The 16,804-nt window shown below is 61.2% G+C and carries 17 protein-coding genes; 9 read left to right on the top strand and 8 right to left on the bottom strand.

What is annotated here, in order from left to right; translation table 11 throughout:
• The first annotated feature begins 60 nt into the window (after positions 1 to 60).
• Positions 61 to 984 (top strand): alpha/beta fold hydrolase, encoded by a 924-nt coding sequence (locus SynA15127_RS00580; protein ID WP_370594007.1) that lies wholly within the window; start codon positions 61 to 63, stop codon positions 982 to 984.
• Here the strand turns inward: SynA15127_RS00580 and SynA15127_RS00575 are convergent.
• The gene (locus tag SynA15127_RS00575) at positions 969 to 1,967 is read right to left on the bottom strand and encodes an RpoD/SigA family RNA polymerase sigma factor (protein ID WP_186484595.1); all 999 of its coding nucleotides are present in this window, start codon (positions 1,965 to 1,967) and stop codon (positions 969 to 971) included. The genes SynA15127_RS00580 and SynA15127_RS00575 overlap by 16 nt on opposite strands.
• Positions 1,968 to 2,019: 52 nt before the next feature.
• Positions 2,020 to 3,480 carry a magnesium transporter gene (gene mgtE / locus SynA15127_RS00570; RefSeq protein ID WP_186484594.1) on the bottom strand — a complete coding sequence of 487 codons (1,461 nt, stop codon included), beginning with the start codon at positions 3,478 to 3,480 and terminating at the stop codon, positions 2,020 to 2,022.
• A gap of 74 nt (positions 3,481 to 3,554) precedes the next feature.
• Between mgtE and SynA15127_RS00565 the strand changes: the two genes are divergently transcribed.
• Positions 3,555 to 4,028: a glutathione peroxidase gene (locus SynA15127_RS00565; RefSeq protein ID WP_186484593.1), complete on the top strand. Its 474-nt coding sequence runs from the start codon at positions 3,555 to 3,557 to the stop codon at positions 4,026 to 4,028.
• Here SynA15127_RS00565 and SynA15127_RS00560 read toward each other — a convergent pair.
• The 4 genes from SynA15127_RS00560 to gyrB are packed head-to-tail and all read right to left on the bottom strand — an operon-like array spanning position 3,994 to position 7,033.
• Positions 3,994 to 4,392, bottom strand: a complete 399-nt coding sequence (locus SynA15127_RS00560) for a CrcB family protein (RefSeq protein ID WP_186484592.1) — start codon at positions 4,390 to 4,392, stop codon at positions 3,994 to 3,996. The two genes, SynA15127_RS00565 and SynA15127_RS00560, sit on opposite strands and share 35 nt — an antisense overlap.
• On the bottom strand, positions 4,385 to 4,816 hold the full coding sequence (locus SynA15127_RS00555) for a CrcB family protein (protein WP_186484591.1): 432 nt from the start codon (positions 4,814 to 4,816) through the stop codon (positions 4,385 to 4,387). Before SynA15127_RS00555 ends, SynA15127_RS00560 begins: the two co-directional genes overlap by 8 nt.
• The gene (locus SynA15127_RS00550; protein WP_186485503.1) at positions 4,746 to 5,051 is read right to left on the bottom strand and encodes an SH3 domain-containing protein; all 306 of its coding nucleotides are present in this window, start codon (positions 5,049 to 5,051) and stop codon (positions 4,746 to 4,748) included. The genes SynA15127_RS00555 and SynA15127_RS00550 overlap by 71 nt, the downstream gene beginning before the upstream one ends.
• A gap of 14 nt (positions 5,052 to 5,065) precedes the next feature.
• Positions 5,066 to 7,033, bottom strand: a complete 1,968-nt coding sequence (gene gyrB / locus SynA15127_RS00545; RefSeq protein WP_186484590.1) for a DNA topoisomerase (ATP-hydrolyzing) subunit B — start codon at positions 7,031 to 7,033, stop codon at positions 5,066 to 5,068.
• A 156-nt stretch (positions 7,034 to 7,189) separates the two neighbouring features.
• Between gyrB and miaA the strand changes: the two genes are divergently transcribed.
• Positions 7,190 to 8,086, top strand: a complete 897-nt coding sequence (gene miaA / locus SynA15127_RS00540) for a tRNA (adenosine(37)-N6)-dimethylallyltransferase MiaA (RefSeq protein WP_186484589.1) — start codon at positions 7,190 to 7,192, stop codon at positions 8,084 to 8,086.
• Between the two features lie 57 nt (positions 8,087 to 8,143).
• On the top strand, positions 8,144 to 8,797 hold the full coding sequence (infC, locus tag SynA15127_RS00535; RefSeq protein ID WP_186484588.1) for a translation initiation factor IF-3: 654 nt from the start codon (positions 8,144 to 8,146) through the stop codon (positions 8,795 to 8,797).
• Here the strand turns inward: infC and SynA15127_RS00530 are convergent.
• Positions 8,794 to 9,501: a dienelactone hydrolase family protein gene (locus SynA15127_RS00530; protein ID WP_370594054.1), complete on the bottom strand. Its 708-nt coding sequence runs from the start codon at positions 9,499 to 9,501 to the stop codon at positions 8,794 to 8,796. The genes infC and SynA15127_RS00530 overlap by 4 nt on opposite strands.
• A gap of 133 nt (positions 9,502 to 9,634) precedes the next feature.
• On the opposite strand from SynA15127_RS00530, the gene SynA15127_RS00525 reads away from it, so the two are divergent.
• Genes SynA15127_RS00525 through SynA15127_RS00505 form a run of 5 tightly spaced genes read left to right on the top strand, consistent with a single transcriptional unit; the run spans position 9,635 to position 13,802 of the window.
• Positions 9,635 to 10,636, top strand: coding sequence for a GntR family transcriptional regulator (locus SynA15127_RS00525; RefSeq protein ID WP_043694179.1), 1,002 nt, complete (start codon positions 9,635 to 9,637; stop codon positions 10,634 to 10,636).
• A gap of 10 nt (positions 10,637 to 10,646) precedes the next feature.
• Positions 10,647 to 11,393 (top strand): serine O-acetyltransferase, encoded by a 747-nt coding sequence (gene cysE, locus SynA15127_RS00520; RefSeq protein WP_043694176.1) that lies wholly within the window; start codon positions 10,647 to 10,649, stop codon positions 11,391 to 11,393.
• The gene (locus SynA15127_RS00515; protein ID WP_186484587.1) at positions 11,390 to 12,241 is read left to right on the top strand and encodes a sulfotransferase family 2 domain-containing protein; all 852 of its coding nucleotides are present in this window, start codon (positions 11,390 to 11,392) and stop codon (positions 12,239 to 12,241) included. Before cysE ends, SynA15127_RS00515 begins: the two co-directional genes overlap by 4 nt.
• The gene (locus tag SynA15127_RS00510) at positions 12,238 to 13,092 is read left to right on the top strand and encodes a glycosyltransferase family 2 protein (protein ID WP_186484586.1); all 855 of its coding nucleotides are present in this window, start codon (positions 12,238 to 12,240) and stop codon (positions 13,090 to 13,092) included. Before SynA15127_RS00515 ends, SynA15127_RS00510 begins: the two co-directional genes overlap by 4 nt.
• A complete protein-coding gene (locus SynA15127_RS00505) occupies positions 13,086 to 13,802 on the top strand; it encodes a glycosyltransferase (RefSeq protein ID WP_186484585.1) in 717 nt (238 codons plus the stop codon). Before SynA15127_RS00510 ends, SynA15127_RS00505 begins: the two co-directional genes overlap by 7 nt.
• Positions 13,803 to 13,995: 193 nt before the next feature.
• Here SynA15127_RS00505 and secA read toward each other — a convergent pair whose 3' ends face one another.
• The gene (gene secA / locus SynA15127_RS00500; protein ID WP_186484584.1) at positions 13,996 to 16,797 is read right to left on the bottom strand and encodes a preprotein translocase subunit SecA; all 2,802 of its coding nucleotides are present in this window, start codon (positions 16,795 to 16,797) and stop codon (positions 13,996 to 13,998) included.
• Positions 16,798 to 16,804: the final 7 nt, after the last annotated feature.

Here is a 16,804-nt window from a genome sequence, read left to right as displayed (position 1 = left end):
TCGTCTTCGCTGCGTGGTCCGCTCGTTTCTTTTGCCCGCGCTTACCAGGTCATTCCAGGCATGACGCTGCAGGAAGGTCTGTGGTGCTGGGGGGATCGCAACATCGGATGGACGCTGATGGGGAATCCCGAGGCACCCCTGGCCGTGCTGTTGATCCACGGTTTCGGCGCCAACACAGAGCACTGGCGTTTCAATCAACCGGCCCTGGCGGCGCTGGCTCCGACCTATGCCATCGACCTGCTCGGCTTCGGCCGCAGCGACCAACCGCGGGCGCGACTGAAGGACGAACCGGAGCAGCCAGGGTCCGTCCTCTACGGATTTGATCTCTGGGGGCAGCAGGTGGCGGACTTCTGCCGGACGGTGATCGATCGGCCGGTGCTGCTGATGGGCAACTCGATCGGCGGGGTGGTGGCCCTGCGGGCAGCACAGCTGCTGGGCGACCGCTGCTGTGGCGTGGTGCTGATCGATTGCGCCCAGCGCTTGATGGACGACAAGCAGCTGGCGACACAGCCCGCCTGGATGGCCTGGATCCGGCCATTGCTGAAAACCATGGTGCGCCAGCGCTGGCTGAGCACCACCCTGTTCCGCAATGCGGCCAGACCAGGGGTGATCCGCAGCGTGCTCAAACAGGCTTACCCCAGTGGTCAGCACGTGGATGATGCCTTGGTGGAGCTGCTGTTTCAGCCCACTCGCCGGAATGGTGCCGCCGAAGCGTTCCGCGGCTTCATCAACCTGTTCGACGACCACCTCGCACCGCAGCTAATGCAGCATTTGGCGGTGCCTGTGGATCTGATCTGGGGCGAACAGGACCCCTGGGAACCCTTACCGGAAGCTCAGCGCTGGGCTGAACAGATCTCCTGCGTGAAATCCATCAACGTGATCAGTGGCGCCGGCCACTGTCCCCATGACGAAGCACCGGATCGGGTCAATCCAGTGCTTCTCAGGCTTTTGGAAACAACCAACCAGCCTCAGCAGGCCACGTAGGCCTCCACCTGGTCACTGATGCGACGCAGACCGGCCAGTCCGTCGCGCTCAAGATTGCGGACCCGATCACGGCTCATGCCGAGGATGCGACCGATGCCCGTGAGGCTCATCGGATCTTCGCCATCCATGCCGTAACGCATGCGGAGCACCTGCTCCTGCAGATGGGGCAGCTGATGCAGCAGATCGCGCAGATCTCCCTTGAGGCAGTCCTCTTCCACCTGGTCACTGGGGAGGTCTCCATCACCTGCCAGAAGTTCCAGCAGCTCGGTGTCATCGCCATCACCCACCTTCATCTCGAGGCTCACCGGCTGACGGGCGCGACACATCAGATCCTTGACGTCGTCTTCCGGCAGCTCGACGAATTCAGCCAGCTCGGTGACCGTGGGCGTGCGACCGAGATCCTGACTCAGCTCACGCTGCCCTTTCTTGAGCTTGTTGAGCATCTCGGTGATATGGATCGGCAACCGGATGGTGCGGCTTTTCTCAGCGATCGCGCGGGTGATGCCCTGACGGATCCACCAGTAGGCGTACGTGGAGAACTTGTATCCGCGGGTCGGGTCGAACTTCTCGACGCCGCGCACCAGACCGATGGTTCCCTCCTGGATCAGATCCAAAAGTTCCATGTTCCGCTTGGTGTATTTCTTGGCGACGCTCACGACCAATCGCAGGTTGGCCGCCACCATCCGCTCCTTGGCGCGCCGTCCGTGCTGAAGCTTGCGCTTCAGTTGCATTGCGGACATCCCGGAGGCTTTGGCGAGAGCGTCCTGGGAAGGCCTGCCGCCGTCGCGGCTCTCGATCTCCTGTTCCAGAGTTTCCAGATCCATCAGCTCCTGAACCTGTCGTCCAAGCGTGATCTCCTGCTCATGGGTGAGGAGGGGAACACGACCGATGTCACGCAGGTAGGAACGGACCAGATCGACGTCAACACTGACGCTGCGGGCCGCCGAAGCGGGCTTTGTTGCAGCGGCGATAGCCGGTGTCATGGCGCTTCATTTAGTTATGTAAAGCGTACTCCTAAGAAACGTAAACGAACTCTCAGAAAGCAGAAGCAACGGCGATTTGGGTAGAAATACCTGTCGCCTGGAGCAGCTCCGGCAGGTTCATCAGCAGCCACTCCGCCGTCTTGAGATAGATGAGCGTGCCGGCCACGTCCGTGCAGGTGGTGATGAACGGCGTCGACATCAAGGCCGGATCCAGACCCATGCGGTCGAACAGCAGCGGAAAGGCTGCGCCGGCGGTGGCCGCCAGCGTGGTGATCGCCAGCAGGCTGATGCCCACCGACAGGCCCACCAGGGCGCTTTCTCCACGCCACCAGGCGAAGGGCACCACCAGGATCATCATCAAGACCCCCAGCAGAGCTCCGGCCAGCGCTTCCCGCACCACGGCCTTCATCGGTCCCAGCGCCGTGATGCTCTGGGTACTAAGGCCCCGGATCACCACGGTGGAGCTCTGAGCACCGACGTTGCCGCCTGTGCCCCCCAGCAAGGGAATGAAGGCTGCGAGCAGCACCACCTTCTGCAGCACGTCCTCATTGGCGGCGATGACTTCGGACGTGAAGAAACTGGCCACCACCAGCACCGCCAGCCACACCACCCGACGACGGGCGACGGTGAACAGATTGCTGCTGAAATAATCGTCTTCATCGCCGGCCTGCACGGCGCCGGCGGCATACAGATCGCGGGTGGCCTCCTGCTCGATCACATCGATGACGTCATCCACCGTGACGATGCCCACGAGCCGCTGCTCGAGATCCACCACCGGTACAGCAAGGAAGTCGTACCGCTGGATCGTGCGAGCCACCATCTCCTGATCGGTGTCGGTGCTCACGCTGAGCACGTCTGCCGTCATCACATCCCGGATCCGGTCATGGGGATCAGCAGTGACCAGATCCCGCAACGACAGGATGCCGGTGAGACGCCGTTCGGTATCCGTGATGTAGAGCGAATAAATGGTCTCGGTTTCACGGGCCCGGCGCCGGACGATGTCGAGCGCCTCGAGGGCTGTCTGGTTCTCCTTCAGAGCGATGTATTCGGTCGTCATCAGACGACCGGCTGTCTCCGCCTGATAGCCCAGCAGCTCGGCCGTGACCTTGCGTTCCTCCGGACTGAGCTGATCGAGCAGCTGACGCACCACCTTCGCTGGAAGCTCCTCGAACAACCGCGCCCGATCATCCGGAGACATCTCCTCCATCACCTCCTGCATCTCACCGGAGCGCAGCAGATTCAGCAGGTTCTGCTGGGTGGCTGTATCCAGGTACTCGTAGACACTGATCGCCTCGTCCTTGCTGAGCAGTCGGAAGGCAATGGCCTGCAGGTTCTGCGGCAGGCTGCCGATCGCCTCCGCCACATCCACCGGCTGGACCGGCTCCAGCAGCAGCTTCACAGCGTCGTAGTTGCCGACGCTGAGCATGGCCTCAAGCTGACGGGTCACCACCTCCGCCAGGAGGTGGTGCTCCACGGTCACGCCTCCGGCGGACGCTGCAGCTACCTCGCTCATGGACGACCGGCAAGGGCCCCAAGTGTATGGGCAGTTCCATTGGGTAACGTCTCGGCGAGCAGGCCTTTCAGACGATGACGATCAGCATCAGCAACGTGTCCGTCCTCAGCGCGGATGGCAGCGAGAAATCGCTCGGCGACTACGCCGGACGCGTGCTGCTGATCGTGAACGTGGCCAGCCGCTGCGGCTTCACCCGCCAGTACTCCGGTCTGCAGCAGCTGCAGGAGCGCTTCGGCGACCAGGGCCTGTCCGTGCTCGGCTTCCCCTGCAATGACTTCGGGGGTCAGGAGCCCGGCAGCCTGCCGGAGATCCAGAGCTTCTGCTCCACCACCTACGGCGCCAGCTTCGAACTCTTCGGGAAGGTGCATGCCATGGGCAGCACCACCGAGCCCTTCACCACCCTCAACCGGATGGAGCCTGCCGGTGATGTGGGCTGGAACTTCGAGAAATTCCTTGTGGGGAAGGACGGCACGGTGATCGAACGGTTCAAGAGCGGCGTGGAACCGGAGCAGCTCAGCGAGGCGGTTCAGGCGGCTCTTGACGCCTGAACCGACGTCCGAAGACAAAGCCAAGGGCAGCAGCTCCCAAGCCCAGCCCGAGGGTGAGAGCGATCAGGCCAACCGCTGAACCCCACTCCCCGCGACTGAGATCACGCATCGCAGCCAGCATCCAGCTGCTGAAGGTGGTGAGCGACCCGCAGAAGCCGATGCCCAGGAGCAGCTGACGCCGTGGTGCCGCCGGCAGCCCGGCCAGCAGGCCAAGAATCGCGGCGCCCAGGGTGTTCACCAGAACATTGCGATCCTCCAGCTGAACAGCCCATTGCCAGCGCAGCAGGGCCCCCGGCACGGCACCCAGGGCCACCAGCAGGAGCTCCTCCAGTTCAATCCTCAGGGGGGGTCTGGACTCAGGCATGCATCCCCAGTCCGTATCCGGCTGCGGAAGCCAGCAAACCTGCCAGCACCGAGGCTGCTGCCAGAGCAGCAGCGGCCAGGACTTGGCCGGCCCGCAGCTCCTGAAGAAGTTCCACCACGAAGGTGGAGAACGTGCTGAGGCTGCCGAAGAAGCCCACCCCGATCAGCAGCACGATCCCGGTGCGGGCGGAGCAGGTTTCCTCCAGTGCCAGCACCAGACCGAGGGCAAAGCAAGCGAGCACGTTCACGGTGAAGGTGCCCCAGTGCTTCTTCGGAACCATCGGCTCGAAATGGTTCACCATCTTCAGGCGCAGCCAGGCTCCCGGAACAGCCCCGATCGCCACCAGCAGGGCTTCAGGCACGGAGCCAGCCTCGTGGACAGTCCCCGCTGAGCACCTGCACCTGAAGCCAATCCTGTCCGTCATCCCCCGGCCAGCGGCGCAGCAGCCGACAGGGGGTTCCGATGGCCAGAGTGCTCAGGCTCGGCGCCACCGCCAGCGGACTGAGCCGCAGCGGGCAGTCGGAACTGATGTGCAGCGGACCGCTGCCGGAGCGACGACGGACCTGAGGCTGACGGAACTCACCGCCACCAGCCGGCAGGGCTGCCGGTGCCATCAGCGCCACCCCCAGCAGCCAGCTCCAACGCAACACACCTCCCATCGGAACAGTCCCCATCAGATGTCCAGAGCCGCCATATCCAGTTCAGCGCTGTGGGTCTCGATGAATTCCCGACGGGGCGCGACTTTGTCGCCCATCAGAATCGTGAAGATGCGATCCGCTTCCAGTGCATCTTCAATTTCGATGCGCTTCATCATCCGCGTGCTGGGATCCATGGTGGTTTCCCATAACTGCTTGGGCATCATTTCTCCAAGGCCCTTGAAACGCTGAATGGTGTAGTTGGCTTTTTCGCCAAATCCTTTCAGGGTTTTCTGCAGATCCGATTCGTTATAACAATAGGTGTGATTCTTACCTCTCTCCACTTTGTAGAGCGGCGGACAGGCGATGTAGATGTAGCCGCCCTCAACCAACGCTTTTTGGTAGCGATAGAAGAAAGTAAGAATCAACGTGCGGATGTGAGCGCCATCAACATCAGCATCGGTCATGATCACAATGCGGTGATAGCGGAGATTCTTTTCATCAAAGTCTTCTCCCTTGATGCCAAGCCCGAGCGCCGTGATCAAAGCCTGAATCTCGGTGTTCTTGTAGATCTTGGCGTCGTCGGTCTTCTCGATGTTGAGGATCTTTCCGCGCAGCGGAAGAATGGCCTGGAAGCGTCGGTCCCGCCCCTGTTTCGCTGACCCTCCAGCGGAGTCTCCCTCCACGATGTAGATCTCAGATTCACCCGGATCACGGGAACTGCAGTCGGCCAGCTTGCCGGGGAGCGTGGAACTCTCCAGCACACTCTTGCGGCGCACCAGCTCCCTGGCCCGCCGAGCCGCTTCGGCAGCATTGAAGGCCTGGATCGCCTTCTCCAGGATCAGGCCGATCACGGAGGGGTTGAATTCGAGGAACTGACTGAGCGACTCACCGACCAGATTGTCGACGATGCCACGCACCTCGGTGTTGCCCAGCTTCGTCTTGGTCTGACCCTCAAATTCCGGCTCCGGCACCTTCACCGAGAGCACAGCAGTGAGCCCCTCACGGATGTTCTCTCCGGCGAGATTGGAATCGGCTTCCTTGCGCTTGCCGAGCTTCTTGGCGAAGGCGTTGAGGGTGCGGGTGAGCACCGTCTTCAGGCCTTCAATATGCGTGCCACCATCCACGGTGCGGATATTGTTGGCGAAGCCGAGAATGCTGTCGGAATAGGCATCGGCACACCACTGCAACGCGGCCTCCACCTGAACGCCATCCTTCTCGGAATTCACATAGATGATCTCAGGATGAAGGGCTTCCTTCTCCTTGTTCATGTAGGAGACGTATTCCTTGATGCCACCCTCGTAGAAATAAATTTCCTCGTGGGCAGATCCATCGGCTTCGCGGGCTGATTCACGCTCATCACGGAACACGATGCTGACACCGCCGTTGAGATAGGCGAGCTCCCGCAACCGTGCCGAGAGGGTGGCGTAATCAAAGATGATCCCGACCGTGAAGATCTCCTGATCGGGCTTGAAACACACGCTGGTGCCGGTGCGGTCCTGTTCCCCGTCGGGGAGCGGTTCCGACGCAAGGCTGCCGATGGGCGCACCCCGCTCGAAGCGCTGACGGTGCACCTGGCCCTGACGCCGCACCGTGACCTCCACCCATTCACTGAGGGCGTTGACGACGGAGACACCGACACCGTGCAGACCGCCTGACACCTTGTAACCACCGGAGCCGAACTTGCCCCCGGCATGCAGAACGGTGAGCACCGTCTCCAGGGCGCTCTTGCCGGTGCGGGGATGCACATCCGTGGGGATGCCGCGGCCGTTGTCACTGATCGAAGCGGAACCGTCCTCCCCCAGAACCACCACGATCTGATCGCAGTGGCCTGCGAGAGCCTCGTCCACCGAGTTGTCCACCACCTCGTAGACCAGGTGATGAAGACCCCTCGGCCCTGTGGAGCCGATGTACATGCCGGGGCGTTTCCGGACGGGCTCCAGCCCTTCCAGCACCTGAATCTGCTCAGCGCCGTAAGCGTTCTGGACCTTGGAAGCGTCGCTCATGCCGCAGCTCTTGAGCCAGGAGACAGGGTTCTAAAAGGCTGTAACAGCCTGAAACCTCGACCTGGCAGGCTCAATCTACCACCGGCCGTCCATAGAGGCTTCCAGAGGCCTCTCACGCGCCGTTTCATCCAGGGGTGCACCCCCGGCCCGCTGCTGATGCCCTCAGACCCGCTGGTGATCGTGCTGCTCGGGCCCACCGCCAGCGGCAAGACGGCCCTCTCCCTGGGAATCGCCGAGCGGCTCGGACTACCGGTGATCAACGTGGATTCCCGCCAGCTGTATCGGGAGATGGATCTGGGCACCGCGAAGCCCACCGCCGCCCAACAGGCGCGGGTTCCGCACCATCTGCTCGACCTGCGCCCGCCAGATCAGCCGATCACCCTCCAGGAGTTCCAGGCGGAAGCCAACCCCTGCATCGACGCGGTCCTGAAACAGGAAGGGATGGCCCTGCTGGTGGGCGGCAGCGGCCTGTACCTGAAAGCCCTCACCAGTGGCCTTCGACCGCCTGCCGTGCCGCCGCAACCGCAGCTGCGCCGGCAGCTCGACGCGCTCGGCCAGACCATCTGCCACCCGCTGCTGCAAGCCGCGGATCCCGCCGCCGCCGCCCGGATCGCCCCGGCGGATGCCGTGCGCACCCAGCGAGCGCTGGAGGTGCTCTATGCCTCCGGACAGCCGATGAGCCGTCAAGCCACGGCGGAGCCGCCGCCGTGGCGGGTGCTCGAGCTGGGGCTCGATCCGGTGGACCTGCGGGGGCGCATTCAGCAGCGGACCGAACAGCTCTACAGCGACGGGCTGGTGCAGGAGACCCAACGCCTGGCAGAGCGTTACGGCGACAACCTGCCGCTGCTGCAGACCATCGGCTACGGCGAGGCGTTGAAGGTGTTGGCAGGGGCGATGCAGACGGCGGAAGCGATCCGGATCACCAGCCAGCGCACCCGTCAGTTCGCCAAGAGGCAGCGCACCTGGTTCCGGCGGCAGCACAACCCCCACTGGCTGGAGAGCAACGATTCAGAAGCTGAGGCGATGACACTGATCGAGCGACAACTAAGGTGAGGAATGCAGACCACCATGTGTCACCTGCTGTCTGCTCCTGTCCCCTTCTCCGCCTGAATGCCCCCACGTCCCCGTTTTGACCGTCGTGCTCCTGTGCGGGAGCTGCCCAACATCAACGACCGGATCAATTACCCCCAGCTGCGGGTGGTCGACTCAGACGGCAGTCAGCTCGGCGTGATCAGCAGGGAGGAAGCGCTGGATGTGGCTCGGGATCGGGAGCTGGATCTGGTGCTGGTGAGCGAGAAGGCAGATCCCCCGGTCTGCCGGATCATGGATTACGGCAAGTTCAAGTTCGAGCAGGAAAAGAAAGCCAAAGAGGCCAAGAAAAAGTCGCACCAGACCGAAGTTAAGGAGGTCAAGATGCGCTACAAGATCGACCAGCACGACTACGACGTGCGGATCGGTCAGGCCCAGCGCTTTCTCAAAGCCGGCGACAAGGTGAAGTGCACGGTGATCTTCCGAGGCCGGGAGATTCAGCACACGGCCCTGGCGGAGACGCTGCTGCGGCGAATGGCCAAGGACCTCGAGGAGAAGGCCGAGATTCAGCAGGCACCCAAGCGGGAGGGCCGCAACATGATCATGTTCCTCACTCCGCGCAAGACCCCGCTCCTGAAGAAGGATGAGAAGGAGGCGGCTCCCACCAAGGCCGTCCGCACCATCCCGTCACCGCCGCGTCCCACCGCCGCCAAGCTGGCCGGCCGCCAGGCCTAGGCGAGGGAACGTTCCAGCAGCTGCCATCCGAAACGGGCCGCCTCCGGGTTGTAGCTGCTGCGCGCGTCGCACATGAAGCCATGGTCAGCCCCCTCCAGCTCCAGGTAGCGGAAGCGTTCTCCCTCCGGATCGCTCTCCCGAAGCGCGGCCTGGATCGCGGCCCGATCCTCAGCAGGGATCAAATGATCCCCTGTGCCGCACAGACAGGTGAGCTGCCCCTGGATGCTGGGCAGCAGTGCGAGGGAGGGCGGTCCACCGCCGGGCCGCATGCGGCTGACGCCGGCACCGTAGAAATCAAAGCTGTGCTTCACCGCCGGCAGGGTGGCCGCCAGCAGAGCGGCGTGGCCGCCGAAACAGAACCCCACCACACTGACCTCGGCCCCAGGACAGACCCGGGCCAGCCAGGCGATGGCCGCTGAAAGATCACTGAGAATCTGATCGGTGGTGGTGGCGTCCTTGTGACGCCGTCCTTGAGCCAGATCGGACGTTTCATAAGCGAGATCCAGCTCGGGGGCTGTGCGGGCGAACAACGGCACCGCCAGAGCCGGCACTCCTGCAGCGGCGAGACGATCGGCGACACCACGCACCCAGGCATTCACACCGAACACCTCAGGCAGCACGATAACTACACGTTTTTGTGTCATATTTGCATCAATATCGTGCTGGTCAGCAACGGGAGGCGCCCACCAGCAGCGGAGCGGCACCTGACCGTCCACCACCTGAACCCAGTCGCTGTATCGGGAGTTGGAGATTGTCACAGGTCCGCAGGACACACACCCAATTGTCACCGCGGGTTCCGGTCCTTATGGTGGCCGCATTCCGACCTGGCCCACCGGCGTGCGATTCCACATCCAGCAGGAAAGCGACATTCCGGCATCAACCCAGCTGTACAACCAGATCTGCTTCGCCATCGCGGCCCGGCATTACCCCCCCGGCCACCGGCTGCCCAGCACGCGCCAGCTGGCGATGCAGACCGGCCTGCACCGCAACACGATCAGCAAGGTTTACCGGCAGCTGGAAACCGACGGTGTGGTGGAAGCGATGGCCGGATCCGGCATCTACGTGCGGGATCAGCAGAAACCACGGGAGATCCGCACCCCTCCCCACATCCGCAACCGCGGCGTCACCGACCTCGATCGCGAGGTGCGCAAATGCGTGGACGGTCTGCTCAACGCCGGCTGCACCCTGCAGCAGACCCGCGAGATGCTCACCCGAGAAATCGACTGGCGGCTGCGCTGTGGCGCCCGGGTGCTGGTCAGCACACCCAGAGAAGACATCGGCGCGTCGATGCTGATCTCCGAGGAACTCGAGCCCTGCCTCGATGTGCCCGTCGAAGTGGTGCCGATGGAAGAGCTGGAAAGCGTGCTGGAGAGTTCCAGCAACGGCACTGTGGTGACCAGCCGCTACTTCCTGCAGCCGGTGGAGGACCTAGCCAAGAAGCACGGGGTGCGTGCCGTCGCCGTGGACCTCAACGACTTCCGCCAGGAACTCGCGATGCTGAAGGAACTCCGCCCGGGCAGCTGCGTGGGCCTGGTGAGCATCAGCCCAGGCATTCTGCGGGCCGCGGAGGTGATCCTCCATTCGATGCGCGGCAATGAACTGCTGCTGATGACCGCCACCCCGGACGTGGGCAGCCGCCTGCTGGCGCTGCTGCGGGCCTCCAGCCACGTGCTGTGCGATCGCCCCAGCCTGCCGCTTGTGGAGCAGAGTCTGCGCCAGAACCGCTCGCAGCTGATGCGCATGCCCCAGGTGCACTGCGCCGAGAGCTACCTCAGCACCGATACGATCGAACTGCTCCGCAAGGAGATCGGCCTGCAGACCCCAGCGGCCGCCAGCTGACACCCCCGCGATGTTCGATCACATCCGCGCCGATCTCGCGATCATCCGCGAGCGTGATCCGGCTGCCCGCGGCTGGCTGGAGATCCTGTCCTGCTATCCGGGCCTGCATGCGCTGACGCTGCACCGTTTCAGCCATTCGCTCTGGCGCTGCCGGCTGCCGCTGAAACTGCTGGCCCGCTGCATCAGTCAGCTGGGTCGGGCCCTCACCGGCATCGAGATTCACCCCGGCGCCCGCATCGGCCGCGGCGTGTTCATCGACCACGGCATGGGTGTGGTGATCGGTGAAACCGCTGAGGTCGGCAACCGCTGTTTGCTGTATCAGGGCATCACCCTGGGCGGCACAGGCAAGGAGCACGGCAAGCGCCACCCCACCCTGGGCGAGAACGTGGTGGTCGGTGCCGGCGCCAAGGTGCTCGGCGCGATCACGATCGGTGCCAACACCCGCATCGGAGCCGGGTCGGTGGTGGTGCGCGATGTGGAATCGGACTGCACCGTGGTGGGCATCCCGGGCCGGGTGATCCACCAGAGCGGGGTGCGGATCAATCCCCTGGCTCACTCCGCCCTGCCCGATGCCGAGGCGAATGTGATCCGCAATCTGATGGAGCGGATCGATGAGCTGGAGAGCACGGTGCTCAATCTGCAGCGCTGTCTCCAGGAGGTGGCAGCCGGGCGTCAGGTGCGGGAGGTCTGCCGCGGCGAGGCCCAGAGCCTCAAGGACCGGGAAATTCTTGAATTCCTGGGGGAGAACACCGGGTGATCATTGACCACGACCTCCGTCTTGTGCTTCTTCACGTTCCGAAGTGCGCTGGCACTGCACTCCGACGAGCCTTCATGGAAGACAACAGCCGTGACGTCGTAAGCCTCTTTGATTTTCAATACAGCACGGTGCTGCAACGACAAGTCGATCTCGCCCACATGCCCTTGATGGATCTCAGACACTTCCAAGAATGGAAGTTTCTGAGCCGTTACAGGGTGATCGCCTGCATCAGGCATCCGTACCAGAGACTGGCCTCAGCCTGCCGTGAGTTCCTGCGACAGAAGAACCGGGACAGCCAGATCCAGATGACAAGAACTCCCCCCACGAAGGATCAAATGCTCGCGTATTTACGGCGTCTCCCTTCAGCGATGGATGCGCATGACTTGCGCTGGGTGCACGGGTTCCCAATCCATTGGTTTACCCACTACGGAAAGCGACCAAAAGTTGACCACCTGATCCGTTGCGAACACATGAAATCTGATCTTGATATGTTGGCTCAAACTCTTGATCTTCCTATCAGCCTACGTCAAACTCTGTGCAAAGTCGCCCAGGGAGAAAGTCACCAGGAGGCCATCAACCTCAAAGGGCTATCCGGAGATCCAAACCTTCAATCACTCGCCAATATCCTCCATCGCCAAGATTTCCGCTGCTTCAATTACAAACGGAATCAAACCAGCTTTAACGATCCGGAACTCAAGGACTTGATGGAGCGTTGCCTAAAAGTTGGGCCCTCCCATGAACTTCCGCTGACAAATTTAACTCCACAGATGCGCTGGTACTGGGGCCGCAGCAGCACAAAGAGCGATCAACTTCTCAGGGCTACACGGAATAGAAAGATTAGATCATGAAAATCATCTTAACTCTACTATGTCGCGATGAAGACGACATCCTGGAAAGCATGCTTCGCTTCCACTTGGCAAACGGTGTCGATCACATTATCGCTACAGACAATGGATCTGTTGATCGCAGCGTCAATATCTTACAACGCTTTAAGAAACTGGGTAAATTGCAATTGATTCAGGAGAAAGAGCACAACCACGACCAGGCAGTATGGGTGACGCGCATGGCAAGGATGGCAGCAGAGCAGGGCGCAGACTGGGTAATAAATAGCGATGCTGATGAATTTTGGTGGCCGACAAGTGGAAACTTGAAAAATATTTTAGAGCAAATACCACCACACATCAGCGCCTGCAGTGTTAACCGTACAAACTTTCTGCCCCCTCCACGGAATTCTTTAGGCCGGCAGCCCTTCTACATGAAACAGGATCTTCGGGAACGAGTGTCCTACAACAGTCTCGGCCAAGAACTTCCCCCAAAAGTAATTCACAGAAGCCATAAAAATATTATTATCAGCGATGGTAACCACAGCGCCAGCCATGAAGGGAAATTGTTAAAGACAACTCCATGCAACGGAATTGAAATCTTGCACTGGCCAATTCGTAGCTACTCACAATTGGAGCGAAAAATACGTCAAGGAACAGAAGCCTTAGAGCGCAACACGCGAGTGGATTCTGGCGTTGGTCATGCCTGGAGAAATCTTTATCACAACCACCTCGTCGAGGGAAGCTTGAGCAATTACTACGACGGGCTGCGCCCAAATGACGGAGAGATCAGCAAGATGCTTAAGAGAGGGGAATTAATTCGAGACAAACGACTGCAGCGAGCACTGCGTCGATCACCCTCGTGGCTTCCATGGTGAACAAAACCAAACCACGCATCGCAGTCATTACTCCCTATTACAAGGAATCTCTCGAAACCTTGGAGCAATGTCACAAGAGTGTCAGAGCCCAAAGCGAAGAAGCCTTGCATGTCATCGTCGCAGATGGTCATGCACACCAAACAATCAATCAGTGGCTTGCTCACCACATCCAACTTCCAATGAGCCACAACGACATTGGATCAACTCCAAGACTGATTGGCTCGTACCACGCCATTGGACTTGGAGTCGAAACGATCACATTCCTTGATGCTGACAATTGGTACGCACCAAATCATCTATCTACAGCATTTGAGGCAATGCAAAAAATGGAAGCAGACGTTGTCACCACAGGCCGAATGCTATGCAGGCTTGATGGTTCTGAAATGGGGCCTTGCCCCCAGATTGATCCCGATAACTTCATCGACACCAATTGCATGATGCTTGGTAAAAATGCATTCTCACAATTGCACCACTGGGTCTTGATGCCTAAATATGGACATCTGATAGGCGATCGAATCATGCTTCACCACCTCAAAAACGCAGCCTTAAGGAGAATCCATCTCGATCAGCCATCTGTCTACTACCGTTGCAGCAAAGAAGGCAACTACAAGCTCATGGGAGTACCAATTCCGGAGGGTGTCCAAAAACGCCCGAACTATGAAAAATCTTTCAGAAGCTGGGAAGAAGATGGCTTCCCTCCATTGATATAAAAACAATACATTTTCACCGCAGAGAGTCATTTGAAGCTTCGGGCGAGACAACCCAACGGCACAAGCAAAGCCTGAAGATGTCACGATTAAATGCATTCAAAAAGGACCAACGGCCTGACCAAAAAGCAAACATTGCGAATAGAGATCGCCAGAATTTTTCGATGCCGATTACCAATAACGAAGCAGACTAGGGCTAAACCTTTGCAGGCGCCGGCTGGAACATGAACATCGAATAGATCACGTTGCGGCGCATGTTGGTCATCATTTCGAGGAACATGTCGTAGCCCTCATTCTTGTATTCGATCAGGGGATCCTTTTGGCCGTAGCCCCGCAGGCCGACGGATTCGCGCAGGGCATCCATCGCCTGCAGATGTTCCCGCCAGAGAGTATCGATCTGCTGAAGGATGAAGAAGCGCTCAGCCTCCCGCATCAGTCCCGGACGCTGCTGCTCGATCTGGCCTTCCTTCAGGTCGTAGGCGTTGCGCAGCTGCTCCTGCAGGAACGCCTTCAGTTCCTCCATGCCCAGGCCCTGAATCTGCTCCGGAGTGAGATCCTCCAGCAGGTGAATGAATTCCTTCACCTTGCTCACCAACTGATCGAGATCCCATTCCTCCGGCGGTAGATCCGGATTCACATAGGCCTCCACTATCTCGTTCATCGTGCGCTCGCCGTACCCGATCACCTGTTTCTTCAAGGCGCTGCCATCCAGCACTCGACGGCGTTCGGAATACACAGCCCGGCGTTGGTTGTTCATCACCTCGTCGTATTCGAACACCTGCTTGCGGATGTCGTAGTAGTACGTCTCCACCTTCTTCTGAGCCCCCTCCAGAGAGCGAGTGAGCATGCCGGACTCGATCGGCATGTCCTCCTCCACCCGGAAAGCGTTCATTAGCCCGGCGACCCGGTCGCCGCCGAAGATGCGCAGCAGGTTGTCGCCGAGGGAGAGGAAGAAGCGGGTGGAGCCCGGATCTCCCTGGCGGCCGGCACGGCCACGCAGCTGGTTGTCGACGCGGCGGGATTCGTGCCGTTCCGTGCCGATCACGTGCAGACCCCCCGCCTCACGCACCCGCTCCTCCTCCTGCTTCACCACCGCGTCGTATTCAGTCCGCACCCGGGCAATCGATTCCCGAAGGGACTGGATCTGAGGGTCGTCGGTGGGAGCCTTCTCGGCGGCTGTGGCAATGCGCTCCTCCAGCTCAATCACCGTGAGGGCCCGATCCCCCCAGGCCGCCACCAGATCGCGGGCCAGCTGCCCCAGCAGCTGATCGGTGTCATCGGTGAGAGTGCAGGGGAACAGGCTCTCGCTGCTGCGCGCCGGCGCTTGGGGGGCCTCCGAGAACCCAGCCGCTGTGCTGCGCTGCAGCGGCACCGGGGGCTTGTGGCCGTCCTCGGGGCGCACGAGGCGGGGCAGCAGCACCTCCCGCAACTTGAGGCGGGCCATGTAGTCGCTGTTGCCACCCAGGATGATGTCGGTGCCGCGGCCAGCCATGTTCGTGGCGATGGTGACGGCGCCGGCACGGCCTGCCTGGGCCACGATCTCCGACTCACGCTCCACGTTCTCGGGCTTGGCGTTGAGCAGGTTGTGGGGAATCTGCTGCTCCGCCAGCAGCGAACTGAGCAGTTCACTCTTTTCCACGGAGGTGGTGCCCACCAGCACCGGCCGGCCTTTGCGATGAATCTCCGCGGTTTCGTTGGCGACGGCGCGCCATTTGGCCGGTTCGGTCTTGTAGACCTGATCCGCCCAATCCTGACGGGCTCGCACCCGGTTGGTGGGCACGATGGTGGTCTCGAGCTTGTATGTCTTCTCGAACTCCACCTCTTCGGTCTTGGCCGTACCGGTCATGCCGGCCAGGCGGGGATAGAGCAGAAAGAAGTTCTGGTAGGTGATCGAGGCCAGGGTCTGGGTCTCGGGCTGGATCGGCAGAGCTTCCTTGGCTTCGATCGCCTGGTGCTGACCATCGCTCCAGCGGCGACCCGGCATGACGCGACCGGTGAACTCATCGACGATCACCGCCTCGCCATCGCGGACGATGTAGTTCACATCCTTGACGAACAGCTCCTTGGCCTTGAGGGCATTGGTGATGTAGTGGGCCCAGGGGTCCTGGGGATTGAACAGGTCCTGCACCCCCAGCATCTGTTCGGCCTTGGCGTAGCCCTCATCGGTGAGGGTGCAGCTGCGCTGCTTCTCATCCACCTCGTAATCCCCCTCGGGATCAATGCCGTCCTTGCCCATCTCGGCAGACCGCTCCAGGGATTCGGCCACCTGAACGGCCTGCTGGTACTTCTCCTGAGGGCGCTCCACCTGACCGGAAATGATCAGCGGCGTGCGGGCTTCGTCGATCAGGATCGAATCCACCTCATCGATCACGCAGTACTGGAACTGGCGCTGCACCACCTCGCCGATGTCGGCCGCCATGTTGTCCCGCAGGTAGTCGAACCCCAGCTCGGAATTGGTGGCGTAGGTGATATCGCAGGCGTAATTGCGGCGGCGCTCCTCCGGTCGCATGTCCTGCTGGATCAGCCCCACCGACAGGCCCAGAAAGCGGTGCACCTGGCCCATCCACTCGGCGTCGCGGCGAGCCAGATAGTCGTTCACCGTCACCACATGCACGCCGCGGCCGGTGAGGGCATTGAGGTAGCTGGGCAGAGTGGCCACCAGTGTCTTGCCTTCGCCGGTCTTCATCTCGGCGATCTGGCCTTCGTGCAGCACCATGCCGCCGATCAGCTGCACATCGAAATGGCGCATGCTCAGCACGCGCTTGCCGGCCTCACGGACGATCGCGAAGGCTTCCGGCAGGATCTCATCCAGCACCGGCCGCTGGTTCTCGAGCGTGCCGGCGTTGTCCAGCCGCTCGCGGAATTCGGCCGTGCGACGGCGAAGGTCGTCGTCGCTGAGAGGCGCGATGTCCTCTTCGAGGACACTGATATCGGTGACGATCGGCTGGTAGCGCTTCAGCTTGCGGGCATTGGGATCACCCAGCAGGAGCTTGAGCATGGTGACG

It is taken from the genome of Synechococcus sp. A15-127, from assembly GCF_014280215.1.
Taxonomy (GTDB): Bacteria; Cyanobacteriota; Cyanobacteriia; order PCC-6307; family Cyanobiaceae; genus Parasynechococcus.
The sequence above is the reverse complement of the archived record's forward strand: the minus strand, read 5'-3'. Positions and strand labels throughout refer to the sequence as shown.